This window comes from Deltaproteobacteria bacterium HGW-Deltaproteobacteria-18 (assembly GCA_002841885.1).
Lineage (GTDB): Bacteria > Desulfobacterota > Desulfovibrionia > Desulfovibrionales > Desulfomicrobiaceae > Desulfomicrobium.
The window spans coordinates 1-13,335 of sequence record PHBE01000006.1; the positions used below are offsets into that span (position 1 = coordinate 1).

14 protein-coding genes are annotated in these 13,335 nt (G+C 60.2%); 8 read left to right on the top strand and 6 right to left on the bottom strand.

Going from position 1 to position 13,335, the window contains the following annotated elements; all coding sequences use genetic code 11:
- Positions 1 to 108: 108 nt before the first annotated feature.
- Positions 109 to 774 (bottom strand): threonylcarbamoyl-AMP synthase, encoded by a 666-nt coding sequence (locus CVU60_06265; GenBank protein PKN42299.1) that lies wholly within the window; start codon positions 772 to 774, stop codon positions 109 to 111.
- Between CVU60_06265 and CVU60_06270 the strand changes: the two genes are divergently transcribed.
- Positions 773 to 1,375 carry a hypothetical protein gene (locus CVU60_06270; protein ID PKN42300.1) on the top strand — a complete coding sequence of 201 codons (603 nt, stop codon included), beginning with the start codon at positions 773 to 775 and terminating at the stop codon, positions 1,373 to 1,375. The two genes, CVU60_06265 and CVU60_06270, sit on opposite strands and share 2 nt — an antisense overlap.
- Positions 1,376 to 1,441: 66 nt before the next feature.
- Here CVU60_06270 and CVU60_06275 read toward each other — a convergent pair whose 3' ends face one another.
- Complete coding sequence (locus CVU60_06275) at positions 1,442 to 1,912, bottom strand: damage-inducible protein CinA (GenBank protein PKN42421.1); 471 nt, start codon at positions 1,910 to 1,912, stop codon at positions 1,442 to 1,444.
- Positions 1,913 to 2,153: 241 nt separating this feature from the next.
- On the opposite strand from CVU60_06275, the gene CVU60_06280 reads away from it, so the two are divergent.
- Positions 2,154 to 2,396 carry a DUF1653 domain-containing protein gene (locus tag CVU60_06280; GenBank protein ID PKN42301.1) on the top strand — a complete coding sequence of 81 codons (243 nt, stop codon included), beginning with the start codon at positions 2,154 to 2,156 and terminating at the stop codon, positions 2,394 to 2,396.
- Positions 2,397 to 2,755: 359 nt separating this feature from the next.
- Here the strand turns inward: CVU60_06280 and CVU60_06285 are convergent, their stop codons facing one another.
- The 4 genes from CVU60_06285 to CVU60_06300 all read right to left on the bottom strand — a co-directional run bounded on the left by CVU60_06285 (position 2,756) and on the right by CVU60_06300 (position 6,901).
- Complete coding sequence (locus CVU60_06285; GenBank protein ID PKN42422.1) at positions 2,756 to 4,942, bottom strand: DNA translocase FtsK; 2,187 nt, start codon at positions 4,940 to 4,942, stop codon at positions 2,756 to 2,758.
- Between the two features lie 87 nt (positions 4,943 to 5,029).
- Positions 5,030 to 5,587 (bottom strand): elongation factor P, encoded by a 558-nt coding sequence (gene efp, locus CVU60_06290; protein PKN42302.1) that lies wholly within the window; start codon positions 5,585 to 5,587, stop codon positions 5,030 to 5,032.
- 45 nt (positions 5,588 to 5,632) lie between these two features.
- A complete protein-coding gene (locus CVU60_06295; protein ID PKN42303.1) occupies positions 5,633 to 6,085 on the bottom strand; it encodes a 3-dehydroquinate dehydratase in 453 nt (150 codons plus the stop codon).
- A gap of 3 nt (positions 6,086 to 6,088) precedes the next feature.
- Positions 6,089 to 6,901, bottom strand: a complete 813-nt coding sequence (locus CVU60_06300; GenBank protein PKN42304.1) for a hypothetical protein — start codon at positions 6,899 to 6,901, stop codon at positions 6,089 to 6,091.
- Positions 6,902 to 7,005: 104 nt separating this feature from the next.
- Between CVU60_06300 and CVU60_06305 the strand changes: the two genes are divergently transcribed.
- The 6 genes from CVU60_06305 to CVU60_06330 all read left to right on the top strand — a co-directional run bounded on the left by CVU60_06305 (position 7,006) and on the right by CVU60_06330 (position 13,334).
- Positions 7,006 to 7,602 carry a YihA family ribosome biogenesis GTP-binding protein gene (locus CVU60_06305; protein PKN42305.1) on the top strand — a complete coding sequence of 199 codons (597 nt, stop codon included), beginning with the start codon at positions 7,006 to 7,008 and terminating at the stop codon, positions 7,600 to 7,602.
- Positions 7,603 to 7,968: 366 nt separating this feature from the next.
- Complete coding sequence (locus CVU60_06310; GenBank protein ID PKN42306.1) at positions 7,969 to 10,764, top strand: monovalent cation/H+ antiporter subunit A; 2,796 nt, start codon at positions 7,969 to 7,971, stop codon at positions 10,762 to 10,764.
- On the top strand, positions 10,764 to 11,093 hold the full coding sequence (locus CVU60_06315) for a Na+/H+ antiporter subunit C (protein ID PKN42307.1): 330 nt from the start codon (positions 10,764 to 10,766) through the stop codon (positions 11,091 to 11,093). Before CVU60_06310 ends, CVU60_06315 begins: the two co-directional genes overlap by 1 nt.
- The gene (locus tag CVU60_06320) at positions 11,090 to 12,586 is read left to right on the top strand and encodes a monovalent cation/H+ antiporter subunit D (GenBank protein PKN42308.1); all 1,497 of its coding nucleotides are present in this window, start codon (positions 11,090 to 11,092) and stop codon (positions 12,584 to 12,586) included. The genes CVU60_06315 and CVU60_06320 overlap by 4 nt, the downstream gene beginning before the upstream one ends.
- Positions 12,583 to 13,071: a Na+/H+ antiporter subunit E gene (locus tag CVU60_06325; GenBank protein ID PKN42309.1), complete on the top strand. Its 489-nt coding sequence runs from the start codon at positions 12,583 to 12,585 to the stop codon at positions 13,069 to 13,071. The genes CVU60_06320 and CVU60_06325 overlap by 4 nt, the downstream gene beginning before the upstream one ends.
- Positions 13,065 to 13,334 (top strand): K+/H+ antiporter subunit F, encoded by a 270-nt coding sequence (locus CVU60_06330; protein PKN42310.1) that lies wholly within the window; start codon positions 13,065 to 13,067, stop codon positions 13,332 to 13,334. The genes CVU60_06325 and CVU60_06330 overlap by 7 nt, the downstream gene beginning before the upstream one ends.
- Position 13,335: the final 1 nt, after the last annotated feature.

Genomic DNA, 13,335 nt, shown 5'->3' on the forward strand with positions numbered 1-13,335 from the left:
ATCTTTATTTCAATGCCACATCTCCCAAATCCGCTCAAAAAATTCAATTTTTTCAACCCTGATTTCTTCAAAGCCCGGTACAGCCCAACAGCTGAAAAAAAATTTGTACTAGGAGAGCACCTCGAAACCTGCGGCGGTTATCTCTTCGGCCGATATCGCTCCCGCACGCAGGATGCGCACGGAGTTTGCTCCCACTATGTCCACAAGGGTGGAGGGCAAGCCCCCGCCTGGCCACGGATTCGACGCAATGACCAGCGCCCCCGATTCCAGGACAAGTTCGGAGTCGAGTTCGTCGGGCCTGCACACGGGCGGCAGCCCGCTGCGATTGGCGCTGGAAGACACCAGCGGCGCACCTGCCTCCCGGGAGAGCCGTGCGGCGATGACGTGCGGAGACATGCGCACGGCCGAGCGGCCGGTGCGATCCCGTGCCAGCGGACTCACTTGCGGGTCGACATCGGTCACGATGGAAAGCGGCCCCGGCCAAAATTTCCGGGCCAGCTCTTCCTCGATGCCTGTCAGACGCAAAAAACGCTCCGACATCTCCCAGTCGGAGACAATGAGCGGCAGCGGCTTGTCCAAAGGCCGTCCCTTGACCGAAAAAATCCTCTCCACGGCCGGATGTATGGTGGCCAGGCAACCCAGTGCGTAAAACGTCTCCGTCGGGTAGATGATCAGTCCGCCGCGTACAAGTTCAGCCACTTCAGCTTCATGTTCCCAACTCATGCGTCCCACCCTCCGCAGCGCATTGACCGGGGTCCGGCGAGACTGGTACATGCATGGATCGGGCGCGAACAATGGCGCCCGGCAAACCTTTCCGGCCCTTGCAAATAAAAATCATGAATTTTCATATGTTGAAATCAAAGCCCGTCTTGGCAGGGACTTTGCTTGGTCTGATGAAAAAAGGAAGGAGATGGCCATGAAAATCACCCCGGATCAATTGGCTGCCCTGCAGCTCCAGCAAAAAAACACGGCCCGGAACACTCCAGGCGAAGGATTCGCAAAGGCCCTGGCCCAGGAACTGGAATCGGAATCCACCGCCCAGACCAGCAATGCCGCGCCTGCGACCGGTCCCATGGTTCGACTTGATCAGGCCTTGCAGGCCGCCATGCTGCAAAAACCAACAGAGCAGACGGTCATGGACAAGATGAATGCACTGCTTTCCAAGTGGGAAGATTATTCCCAAATCATCGGCTCGGAAAACGGCAATCTGCGAGAAGGCTACAATCTGCTCGCGGACATTCGCCAAAACATCCAGGAGGTCAAGGGCGATATGACCCAAACCTCCGGTCAGGGGCTCGCGGCCATGGTCGAAGAGCTGGATATCCTGACCACCACGGAAGAGTTCAAGTTCAACCGCGGCGACTATCTGAACTGACGCCCGGTTCCGGAGCCATTTCTCCCGTTTTTTTCGGCGCTTCACCTGAAGCGCCGTTTTTTATGATCAGAGCAGCCCTAGAACAGCCTCGCGCACGCTGGCCTGTTTGATCTCCCGGCGCGAACCCTGAAACCTGAATTCACGGCTCCAGATCCGCTGATTGATCCGCCACGCCATCCAGACCAATCCCACCGGTTTCTCCGGCGTCCCCCCGCCCGGCCCCGCGATGCCCGAGATAGCCAGGGCCACGGGAACCTTCATCAGTTCGCAAACGCCCTTGACCATGCTCTCAACACAGGCCTGACTGACTGCGCCATGGCGGATCAATATCTCTTCCGGCACGCCAAGCAGACGCATCTTGACGCAGTTGTCGTAGGCCACGACCCCGCCCTCGAACCACCGCGAGCTTCCCGCCACATCCGTCAGGGTGCTTGCGAGCAGGCCTCCGGTGCAGGACTCGGCCGTGGCCATATGGGCGCCCTGAAGAAGCAGGGATTCTCCCAGTCGGCCAACCATGACTTCCACATCAAGCTCCATCAAACCTCCAACGCAGAGGGGGGAATAATTTTCCATGCCGCAAACCCGCAGGCCGGTTTTCAACACCCATGGCCCGCGATAACGCCCGTTATTGCCCAGCATCATCCTGAAATTCAAGACATCTTCTAATCATGCACCTAGACCCAAGACAAGCCTTGAATTAGCCCGTCCGTGATGACAGTAAGTGTTTTCAATGAATGTCTGCATGAACTTTTCAACCCCGACACAAGAGAAAAAAACAATGTCCGTTTTAGAAGAAAAAAAGGAAATACCGCTGCCGCCCGGTCGTTACCGGCATTTCAAGGGCGGGGAATACGAGGTGCTTGGCGTGGCCCGGCACAGCGAAGGCCTTGAAGACATGGTGGTGTACCGCCCTCTTTACAACGAAACGGGCCTGTGGGTCCGTCCGCTGTCGATGTTTACGGAGCACGTCGAGCGGAACGGGAAAACACAGCCGCGCTTCACCTTCTTGGACGTAGCCTGACGGGCACAATACCTTTGTGCCGCATTTGAGAGACGCGTGTCAGTCCGGCTCGGGCAAGGCCTGCCGGAACTCCTTCGCCGGCCTCGTAATGCTTCCCAGCCTTGAGAGTTCCAGTCTTTCTTGCCCTGTGCGTGAGACGGCCGGGAAGCAAACGATGCCTGGCGCAGTCAGACAGCCGACAGTCCTTGCCCGAGCCGGACCGACACGCTTGAGCCGATGCGGGATGGCCGTCAAGAATCCGTGGCTGACTATTTTCAAACGGGAATAAGGGCGCTAACGGTATCGATTTTCCCTTACACCCATGAATGGGTTGCAGGGGACGCGTCCCCTGCCCGCCGGAGGCATCTTCTCTCTTCCCCCTAATCCTTCTTACCACGCACCAACCGGGGCTTGCTGCCGTCCTGGGGGCCGATGATGCCGTCCATTTCCATCTGCTCGATGAATCGGGCCGCGCGGTTAAAGCCGATGCGCAGTCGCCGCTGAATCATGGAGATGGAGGCGCGGCCCTGATCGGAAACGAAATCGATGGCCTCGGCATACTTGGGATCGTCGAGAACGTCGCTTGATCCGCCGTTGCCCTCGCCGCCGCTCTCGCCGGCAGTGTTCCAGTCGGCAAAATCCAGCTCGAAACGCTGGGGACGCTGTTTCTCCCAATACTTGACCACGCGCGCGATTTCGTCGTCGCCCACGAAAGCGCCGTGCACGCGCTGTATGTTGCCCCCGCTGAGCTTGAAGAGCATGTCGCCATGGCCGAGGAGGTATTCAGCGCCGATGCCGTCGAGGATAGTGCGCGAGTCGTGTTTGGAGCTGACCTGAAAGGCGATACGCGAGGGAAAGTTGGCCTTGATTATGCCGGTCACCACGTCCACGGAAGGCCGCTGGGTGGCCAGGATGAGATGAATGCCCGAGGCCCGCGCCAGCTGAGCCAGGCGCACGATGCTGCCTTCCACCTCCTTGGCCGCCGTCATCATCATGTCGGCCAGTTCGTCGACCACGATGACGAGATAGGGGAAGGGTTTGAGGTCACGCATGTCCTCGGGTCGGTCGTCACCCATCTCGGCGAGCTTCTGGTTGTAGGTGGTGATGTGCCGCACGCCGGTTCTGGCCATGGCCTCGTAACGCTGCTCCATTTCGTAGACCGCCCATTCCAGGGCGTTCTTGGCCAGATGCATGTCCGTGACCACGGGGTGGACTAGGTGCGGGAGAGTTCCGTAGACGGCCAGCTCGATACGCTTGGGATCGACCAGCAGCAGTTTCACGTGCTCGGGATCATGCTTGTAGACGATGCTCAGGAGCAGACAGTTGAGGCACACGGACTTGCCAGCACCCGTGGCGCCGGCCACCAGCATGTGCGGCATCTTGGCCAGATCGGCGATCTTGGGGACGCCCTGGATGTCCATGCCCAGGGCCAGGGGGAGCTGGGCCTTGGTGTCGGCAAAGGCCGGATCATCGAGGATTTCGCGCAAATAGACGATCTGGCGTTGTTCATTGGGAATTTCGATGCCAACAGTGTCGCGCCCGGGCAGCGGGGCCACGATTCGCACGGCCCGGGCTTTCAGGGCCAGGGCCAGGTCGTCGCTCATGTTGGCGATGCGGCTGACCTTGACTCCCGGCGCAGGCTTGAACTCGAACATGGTGATGACCGGACCGGGCTGCACGCCCTGCACCTCGCCCTGGATGCCGAAATCGGCGAAGCAGGAGGTCAGGGCCTGGGACTGCCGGTCCAGAACGGCTTTGGGGATCGCAATGCGCGAGGCAGGCACCTGGGCCAAGAGATCGATGGGCGGCAGGCTGCTGCCGGAAGTTGGCGGCTTGACGGGAGCCGCGGGCGTCACAGGTCGGGCCGGGGGCTTGGTGATGATCCGGGGTTCTTCCCTGCGGGCTTCCTCTGCGGGCTTGCGCGGTTTGGCGGGCGGCCTTTGAGTCTGAGGGGACGCGGGGGGGTGGGCAGTCGTGAAGCGCGCTTCACGCCAGTCCCGAAATTTTTGCAGCAGGCGGCGCACCGGAGCCACCCAGGCCGCGCATTTTTCCATCAGGGCATGGTACGACATGCCGAAAAGCAACCGCCCTGCGATGAGGGTCAGGCAGACGGCAACGAGCACGAAGCCATAATTGCCGAACACTCGCTGGAGCAAGGCATACAGGGTTCGACCGACAAAACCTCCGTTGACCATGCCTGATCCGGGCAAACCCAGGTGCAGGACCGCGAAATGCGTCCAGACCGGCAGCAGGATCGCCAGCATGATGCCGCCGATCCAGCGCAGCCAGTGTGGCCGAAAACCGGGAAAAAAAAGCATCGCCGCGGCCAGGGCAAAAATAACGGGCCACAGCCACGCCGCCACGCCGCACAGATCGACCAGCCCGCCGGCCACGTACGCGCCGAGCGTGCCGACAAGGTTCTGCGTCTTGTGGCCGGCCACGGCCTGGTGATTGAATCCGGGGTCGGCGGGAGAAAAGGAATAGAGAGCCAGGGTCACAAGTGCCAGTGAACAGGCGAAGACCAGCGCACAAATTTCCCGTACGAGCTTGTTGCCGTCTTTAGTCATGCGTTTTTTTCCATGCTGGGACAGTTGCAAAAACAAAAGGCCACAGAGCGCTCTCCATGGCCTTTTGGATGCTGTCGATCAACCAATCTATTCGCGGCCGAGATATTCGCCCGTTTCCGTATTGACCTTGATCTTGGTTCCGATCTCGACGAAAAGCGGGACGTTGACCACGATCCCGGTCTCCAGGGTCGCGGGTTTGGAGGCGCCGGTTACCGTGTCGCCCTTCATGCCGGGATCGGTCATGGTCACTTCCAGGACAACGGAGCCGGACATTTCCAGATCCAGGGGACGACCTTGGTACAGCATGACCTTGTAGGCCTGTGCCTCCTTGAGGTAACCGCCCTTTTCGCCGATGAGGTCGTGAGGGACGGAAATCTGCTCAAAGGTTGTCATATCCATGAAGGCATAGCTTTCGCCTTCATTGTAGAGGTACTGCATTTCCCGGACTTCCAGGTCCGGCTTGGGAAACTTGATCCCGGAACGGAAATTCTGCTCGACCACCGATCCGGTGAGCAGGTTGCGGTACTTGGTGCGCATGAACGCACCGCCCTTGCCCGGCTTGTAATGACTGCACTCCAGAATCTCGCACGGTGCGCCGTCAATCTCTATCTTCTTGCCTTTCTTGAAATCACTCGTAGCTAACATGCTTGCCTTGCTTCCTCCATAGATTTGTCCCTGCCGGCGACAGCCTCAGGGCTGGACGGCCAGACGCTGCCAAAGCGCCTGGACTGCGAGCGCATAGCTCATAATGCCGAAACCGGCAATAGCCCCTATGCAGTGCCGTGCGATGAGGCTGGTGTGCCGCATGGCGGACTGGCGGGCATGCACGTTGCTCAGATGGACCTCGACGCAAGGGAGTCCGGTCCAGGCCAGGCAATCGGCCAAGGCAAGGCTGGTGTGGGTGAAGGCTCCGGCGTTGAGGACGATGCCGTCGCTTTTGATCTTCCAGGCCTCTTCCAGACGGTCGATGAGAGCGCCCTCGGAATTGGACTGGAACAGCGTCAGGCGAATGCGGGCGGCGTCTTCTCCGAGCAGTCTTTCAACCAGCCCTGGAAGCGCATCCATGCCTTCGGATCCATATATTTCCGGCTGCCGCTGCCCCAGAAAGCCAAGGTTGGGACCGTTTATGACCACGAATTCCATGGACTATTTCTGCTCCGAAGGCTCGCTGACCGTATCGGAATGCGGCGGCAGAACCACAACCGTGTCGGGCTCGTCCTGGGCGATGACGGCGCCTGGATCCAGGGCTGCGACGTCGACGTTCATGAGAAAAATGCGATCTCCGGCCTCGACCTCACGGTCACTGACGATGATCTCCAGGTTGCACAGCACGCCAGTCGCACCGCCCTGCTCCTTGGGCAACGCAACGGTGTCCTGCATGAGCTGCTTGATTTCGGCCATGCCGATGACGCGGAAAAAACTGGTCCCAAGCTCTTTTACGGGCTCGGCGATGGCCACGAAAGACGGCAGGGATTCCGGCACCGCCTGATAGAGCATGGCATAGAGAACGTCATGCATGCCTGCGATAAAGCGATCCTCTTCCAGCGAGATGATCTGCCCCCCAAGCCCCAAGTCGCCGACAAAACTGGTCGAGACCATGAAATTCTGGACCAGGTCCCCGGTCTCCGGATCGCCCTGGGTATTGAGCAGACCGCTCTGGGTGAACGCGCCATCCATCCGTCCCAGCGGGGTCATCCCGGCCACGGGGACGATGACGATGTTCTTGTTCAGGATCTTGTTGAAGACCTTGATCAGACCTGCGTTCCTGGCTTCGGTCCATACCCCTGTGTCGGCATCCACGTATTTGGCCAGATCCATTTCACTCAGACGCAATTCGACAGTGGCTTGTTCCTCAACCCGGATGGGCTCCTGGGCAGTGTTGGCCGAAACCAACTTCACTTCCTTGGAACACCCCCCAAAGATAAAGACGGCGCTCAAGAGCACGAGCAACGCACGCATAGTATGCCTCCAATTAATTATTGATAACCAAGACAATTCTTTCTATCACTGCCTGATCAAAACGCATTTCGTCAAGAACCCTAGCCCCAGGAAATGGTAGTTTCATGCCCAGCACCGTAATTTTGGAAAAGACAATCTACACCATCGACCAACTGGGAGAAATGCCGCTTCCTCAACTGGCTCTCGCCGGACGATCCAATGTCGGAAAATCGTCCCTGCTGAACAAACTCACCGGCAGAAAAAATCTTGCGAAAATCAGTTCCACTCCCGGCAAAACCCGCAGCCTGAACTTTTACAGGGTCAGTCCGGAAGAATTCTATCTCGTTGATCTTCCGGGGTACGGATATGCCCGTTGCTCCAAGACGGAACGTGAAAAATGGGCCACTCTCATCAACAGATACTTGAAAAACAACCCACGCCTCTTTGGAGTGGTCGCCCTGCTTGACTCACGCCTTCCGCCCCAGGCCCTCGACATAGAACTGATCACCTACATCAGGGCTCAAGGGATGGATGTATTCCCCGTGATGACCAAGGCCGACAAATGCAAGCAACCTGTTCGAAGCGCTAATCAGGCCGCATGGCAACGGCTTCTGGGGACTGAAAAACCACCGCTGCTCATCTCCAGCCATTCCGGCATGAATATCGACAAACTTTGGCAATTCTTCCTTGAAAAATTTTCCGCAGTGCAGCCGCACAAATAAGATTTTGTGCATGATTCAATACGAAATTATTTCGTGATTGAACAGTTTTTTATCCCATCCGAGACAAAAAAACATTTCAGAGCGTCCTGCGCCCCATTTGGAAAAAACAATGACGCAAGCTGACATGTTTATTAAGACCTATCCGGTTGACGCAATCCGTTTTGAACATCTAAGCTCAAACATGGTTGAGTTTCGCCACCACCGCCCAAAAATGGATATTTTCCGCCAACCAGCGTCCCTTCGGGACAATGCGGCCCATCCCTGGGCGGGGTGCGACACCAACACGACATATTCGGACGCCAAAACGCACGACGGTCCGCAGCGACGTCGGCCCCGGCCCTTCCGGCTAGCCACTGCGAGCACGACATGAACGTTCTCATTATCGTCCTGCTCCCACTTCTGGGAGCCATGCTCCCACCCCTGACCATCCGCTTCGGGCGCAACGTCTGTACCTGGGCGGCCATGGCCGTGACTGCATGCACCTTCGTGTTGGCCTCAGCCCTGCTCATCCGGATTTTTGAAGGCGGTCCCGTTTCCATGCATCAGCCCTGGCTGCACGGTATCGGACTCGACCTGTCCCTGCGCATGGACGGCCTGGCCGCCCTGTTTGCACTCCTGGTGCCGGGCATCGGACTGCTGGTCATCATCTATGCCCGCTACTACCTTTCGGAAAAAGACCCCATGGGCCGCCTTTATGGGCTGCTGCTCGTTTTCATGAGTTCCATGCTCGGCGTGGCGCTGTCCGACAACCTGATCCTGCTGCTCGTCTTCTGGGAACTTACCTCCCTGTCCTCCTTCCTGCTCATCGGCTACTGGCAGCACCGCGCGGATGCCCGGCAGGGAGCGCGCATGGCCCTTGTCGTCACCGGCATGGGAGGCCTGGCCCTGCTGGCCGGATTCCTGCTGCTGGGACAGATGGCCGGAACATACCGCATCTCCGACATTCTGCCGCAGGGCGACCTTATCCGCGCCCATTCGCTCTACGTCCCGGCACTGCTGCTCATCCTGATCGGCGCTTTCACCAAATCGGCGCAGTTTCCCTTCCATTTCTGGCTGCCACGCGCCATGGCCGCGCCCACGCCCATAAGTGCCTACCTGCACTCGGCCACCATGGTCAAAGCGGGCGTCTTCCTGCTGGCCAGGCTTTACCCGATCCTGTCAGGCACGGATCTGTGGTTTTTCACCGTGAGCGGCTTCGGACTGACCACGCTGCTCATGGGTGCCTATGCCGCCATCTTCCAGCATGATCTGAAGGGCCTGCTGGCCTACTCGACCATCAGCCACCTTGGCCTCATCGTACTCCTCTTCGGGCTGGACACGCCTCTGGCTGCCGTGGCCGGAGTCTTTCACATCATCAACCACGCCACCTTCAAGGCCTCGCTGTTCATGGCCGCAGGAATCATCGACCACGAAACCGGAACCCGGGACATGCGCCGCCTGAACGGGCTGTGGAGGTACATGCCACACACCGCGGCCCTGGCCATGATCGCATCGGCGGCCATGGCCGGAGTGCCGCTTTTGAACGGCTTTCTGTCCAAGGAGATGTTTTTCGCCGAAACCCTGCACGTCGACCTGCTCGGCTCCGCGTGGTGGGTTCTCCCGGCGGCCGCGACCATGGCCGGAATTTTTGCCGTGGCCTATTCGGCCCGTTTCATCCACGATGTCTTCTTTAACGGCCAGCCGCTGAACCTGCCCAAATACCCGCCCCACGAACCGCCGCGCTTCATGAAGATGCCGGTGGAGATCCTGGCCGGGCTGTGCCTGCTGGTAGGCATCTTGCCGGGCCTGACTGTGGGGCCGCTCCTGAACCTGGCCGCCACCAGCGTGACCGGCGAAGCCTTGCCGAACTACAATCTGTCCATCTGGCACGGCTTCAACACGCCGCTCTTTATGAGCCTGGTTGCCCTTGGAGGCGGATTCGCCGTCTACGGGATGAGGCACAAGCTCTTTGCCCTGCACGAGCGCCTGCAATTCTCCCTCGATGCAGCCGCGCTCTTCCATACCGCGGAAGACGCCCTGATCCGTACCGCGCGCGCCCTCCTGCAAGGCATGGACAACGGTTCCCTGCAACGCTCGACGGCCCTGCTCCTGGGGGCTTCGGCCATGGCCATGATTCTGGCGCTCGCGGACCCCGGCATCACCGGCCCGATCCCCGTCACCCCCATCGACGGCCCGTCTCTCATGGGCGCGCTGCTGCTCATGGCCGCCGGTCTGCTGACCGTGCTCTGGCATGGACAGCGCCTGTCCGCGATCATTGCGCTGAGCGTGGTCGGTCTGCTCGTAGCCTTGGTCTTCGTGCGTTTTTCCGCGCCGGATCTAGCCCTGACCCAGCTCAGCGTCGAAGTGGTGACCATAATGCTTCTGCTGCTCGCTCTCTTTTTCATGCCCCAGCGCCACAAGCCGCAATCCCTGCCTTGCAGACGCTTCAGGGATGTTCTTCTGGCCGTCGGCACAGGGACCGGATGCGGCCTGCTGGCCTGGGGCATGCTGACTCGCCCCCTTGACTCCATCTCCTCCTTTTTCATGGAGCAGAGCATCCCCGGCGGTGGCGGGGCCAATGTCGTCAACGTCATCCTGGTGGATTTTCGCGGCTTCGACACCTTGGGAGAGGTCACGGTCCTGGCCGTGGCCGCCGTCGGCATCTTCGCCCTGCTCGACAACCTGCGCCTGCCGGTCCCGACGAACGACCTGGATGGCCGCCCCTGGGCCAGCGAACGTCACCCGCTGATCCTGTCGCAGATGACGCGCTTTCTGCTGCCCCTGGCCCTTCTGGTCTCGATGTTCCTGTTCCTGCGCGGACACAATGCGCCCGGAGGAGGGTTCATCGCAGGCTTGGTCACTGCAGTGGCGCTCATTCTGCAATACATGGCTAACGGCACCGCCTGGACCCAGCGGCAGTGGCGGCTGCCCTTCCATTCGCTCATCGCCGCCGGGGTGCTCGTGGCGACCGCCACCGGGACGGCCAGCCTGCTGGCGAACCATCCTTTCCTGACCTCCACCTTCGGCCATGTCCGCCTGCCCGTCGTTGGAGAATTTGAACTGGCCAGCGCCATGCTTTTCGACCTTGGCGTATTCCTGACCGTCGTCGGGGTGATCATGCTCATCCTGGCCAATCTGGGCAAACTGACGCGGCGCAAAGTGCGCCCCGGGAGGATACGCTGATGGAAGCCCTCGCCGCCCTGGTCATCGCCGTTCTCGTCGGCTGCGGGACATACCTGACGCTGCGCGCCCGGACCTTCTCCGTGGTCCTTGGGCTCTCGCTCCTGTCTTACGCGGCCAACATTTTCCTCTTCTTCAGCGGCCGCCTGATGACCGGAGCGCCGCCCCTGGCCACTAGCTCCGGAGCCACGGCCGACCCACTGCCCCAGGCGCTGGTCCTGACCGCCATCGTCATCGGTTTCGGCATGACCGCCTTCGTGGTCATCCTGGCCCTGCGCTCCCTCGGGGAACTTGGCACCGACCAGGTCGACGGCAAGGACGAAAAATCATGAACCATCTGATGATATTCCCCCTGCTCCTGCCGCTGGTCGCCGGGATGACAAACCTGCTGCTGGTCCGCAAAGGCGTCGGTGCGCAGCGCCTCGTTTCCATCCTGACGGCATGCGCCCTGCTCGCGGTGACCCTGCTATTACTGCACAGGGCCCAAGCCGGACACATCGACACGTACGAACTCGGCAACTGGCCGGCGCCCTTTGGCATCGTCCTGGTGCTGGACAGGCTGAGCGCCCTCATGCTCATGCTGACCGCATTGCTGACTTTGCCGGTCCTGCTCCATGCCTGTTGCGGCGACGACCAGCGCGGACGTGATTTTCACGTCATCTTCCCCCTGCAGATCTTGGGCATAAACGGTGCATTCCTGACCGGCGACATCTTCAATCTTTTCGTATTCTTCGAAATCCTGCTCATCGCGTCCTATTCTCTGGCGCTGCACGGCCTGGGCCCCGAACGCACGCGAAGCGCCCTGCGCTACGTGGTCCTGAACCTCATCGGCTCAAGCCTTTTCCTCATCGCCCTTGGCACTCTTTATGGCGTCTGCGGCACCCTCAACATGGCCGATCTGGCGCTCAAGGTGGCCGGCAGCACTCCTGGCCAGGCCCCGCTGCTCCGCGCGGCGGCCCTGCTACTCTTGACCGTGTTCGGACTTAAAGCAGCCGTTCTGCCCCTTTTTCTGTGGCTGCCAGGTCTCTACGCCGCAGTGCTGCCCACCGTGGCCGCCCTTTTTGCCATCATGACCAAGGTTGGCGTCTATGCCATCCTGCGCACCCAGACGCTCATCTTCACGAATCGCGGCCCCGTTCCCGAAGCGGCAGATTTGCTCTTTCCTCTGGCGCTTGCGACCCTGGGCGCAGGATCGCTGTGCGCCCTCGGCAGCAGACGCCTGCGGCTGCTCCTGGCTTGGCTGGTCATCGTCTCCGTCGGCACGCTGCTGGCGGGTATCGGTCTTTGGAACGAGGCCGCCATAAGCGCGAGCCTCTACTACCTGCCGCACTCGACCCTGGTCTCCGCCGGGCTTTTTTTGCTGGCCGACCACCTGGCGCGCCAGCGCGGACAGACGGCAGACGCGCTTGAGCCAGGCCCGCCCATGGCCCGCCCGACCCTGCTGGGAGGGCTTTTTCTCCTTGGAGCCATGGGCGTCGCCGGACTGCCTCCGCTGTCAGGATTCATAGGCAAACTTCTGCTTCTGCAAGCCGCGCCGGCATCACTTGTCGCCTGGGTCTGGCCATTTGTCCTGGGCGGCAGCCTCCTTGGCATCATCGCTCTTGGCCGATGCGGGAGCATGCTCTTCTGGAAAAACCAGGATGCTCCTCTCGCGGCTCCCACGGAGTCATGGCTGCGGCTTGCACCGGCCACTGCGCTGATCCTGGCCGCCGTGATCCTGTCCGTCATGGCCGGACCCGTCATCGCCTACACCGACGCCACGGCCAGGCAGCTCCTTGCTCCGGACAACTACATCAAGGCCGTTCTCAAAGGGGAAGCCCCATGAAACGATGGCTGCCGCAACCCATGTTCAGCCTTTTCCTGCTGCTGATCTGGCTTCTGCTCGTAAATTCAGCGGCCCCCGGACAGATTGTGCTCGGGGCGCTCTTCGCCGTGACCATACCCCTCTTCACGATAAGGTTCTGGCCGGATCAGCCGTGCATGCGCAGACCGCTGACCCTGATCGTCTATCTGGCCGTCTTCTTCTGGGACATCGTCGTCGCCAACCTGACCGTGGCCCGGCTCATCCTCGGACCGACAAGACTCCTGCGCCCGGCGTTCATCCGCCTGCCCCTGGACCTCAAAAACGATTTCGCCATCACTCTTCTGGCCCACACCATCTCCCTCACCCCCGGTACCGTTTCGGCGCAAGTGGCGGAAGATCGGCAAAGCCTGCTCATTCACGCCCTGGACCTGGACGACGAGGCCCTGCTCGTGGAGCGCATCAAACAGCGCTACGAAGCGCCCCTCAAGGAGATTTTCCCATGTTGACCACAGCCATCATGGTGGCCTTTTTCTGCATCGCCGTCGCTCTGGCACTCAATTTCTGGAGACTTTTCGCCGGGCCGACCCTTCCGGACCGCATCCTGGCCCTGGACACCATGGCCATCAACACCATCGCCCTTCTGATCCTGCTGGGCATCCATCAGAATCTGACCGAATTCTTCGAGGCAGCCCTGCTCATCGCCATGATGAGCTTCATCGGAACCGTGGCCCTGTGCAAGTACCTGTTGCGCGGAGATATCATCGAATAGG

What these genes read in the sequence shown, in the direction of transcription:
- CVU60_06270 (PKN42300.1), top strand. Translation starts at nt 773, where the DNA reads ATGCATGGATCGGGCGCGAACAATGGCGCCCGGCAAACCTTTCCGGCC.
- CVU60_06265 (PKN42299.1), bottom strand. Translation starts at nt 774, where the DNA reads ATGTACCAGTCTCGCCGGACCCCGGTCAATGCGCTGCGGAGGGTGGGA.
- CVU60_06275 (PKN42421.1), bottom strand. Translation starts at nt 1,912, where the DNA reads ATGGAGCTTGATGTGGAAGTCATGGTTGGCCGACTGGGAGAATCCCTG.
- CVU60_06280 (PKN42301.1), top strand. Translation starts at nt 2,154, where the DNA reads ATGTCCGTTTTAGAAGAAAAAAAGGAAATACCGCTGCCGCCCGGTCGT.
- CVU60_06285 (PKN42422.1), bottom strand. Translation starts at nt 4,942, where the DNA reads ATGACTAAAGACGGCAACAAGCTCGTACGGGAAATTTGTGCGCTGGTC.
- efp (PKN42302.1), bottom strand. Translation starts at nt 5,587, where the DNA reads ATGTTAGCTACGAGTGATTTCAAGAAAGGCAAGAAGATAGAGATTGAC.
- CVU60_06295 (PKN42303.1), bottom strand. Translation starts at nt 6,085, where the DNA reads ATGGAATTCGTGGTCATAAACGGTCCCAACCTTGGCTTTCTGGGGCAG.
- CVU60_06300 (PKN42304.1), bottom strand. Translation starts at nt 6,901, where the DNA reads ATGCGTGCGTTGCTCGTGCTCTTGAGCGCCGTCTTTATCTTTGGGGGG.
- CVU60_06305 (PKN42305.1), top strand. Translation starts at nt 7,006, where the DNA reads ATGCCCAGCACCGTAATTTTGGAAAAGACAATCTACACCATCGACCAA.
- CVU60_06310 (PKN42306.1), top strand. Translation starts at nt 7,969, where the DNA reads ATGAACGTTCTCATTATCGTCCTGCTCCCACTTCTGGGAGCCATGCTC.
- CVU60_06315 (PKN42307.1), top strand. Translation starts at nt 10,764, where the DNA reads ATGGAAGCCCTCGCCGCCCTGGTCATCGCCGTTCTCGTCGGCTGCGGG.
- CVU60_06320 (PKN42308.1), top strand. Translation starts at nt 11,090, where the DNA reads ATGAACCATCTGATGATATTCCCCCTGCTCCTGCCGCTGGTCGCCGGG.
- CVU60_06325 (PKN42309.1), top strand. Translation starts at nt 12,583, where the DNA reads ATGAAACGATGGCTGCCGCAACCCATGTTCAGCCTTTTCCTGCTGCTG.
- CVU60_06330 (PKN42310.1), top strand. Translation starts at nt 13,065, where the DNA reads ATGTTGACCACAGCCATCATGGTGGCCTTTTTCTGCATCGCCGTCGCT.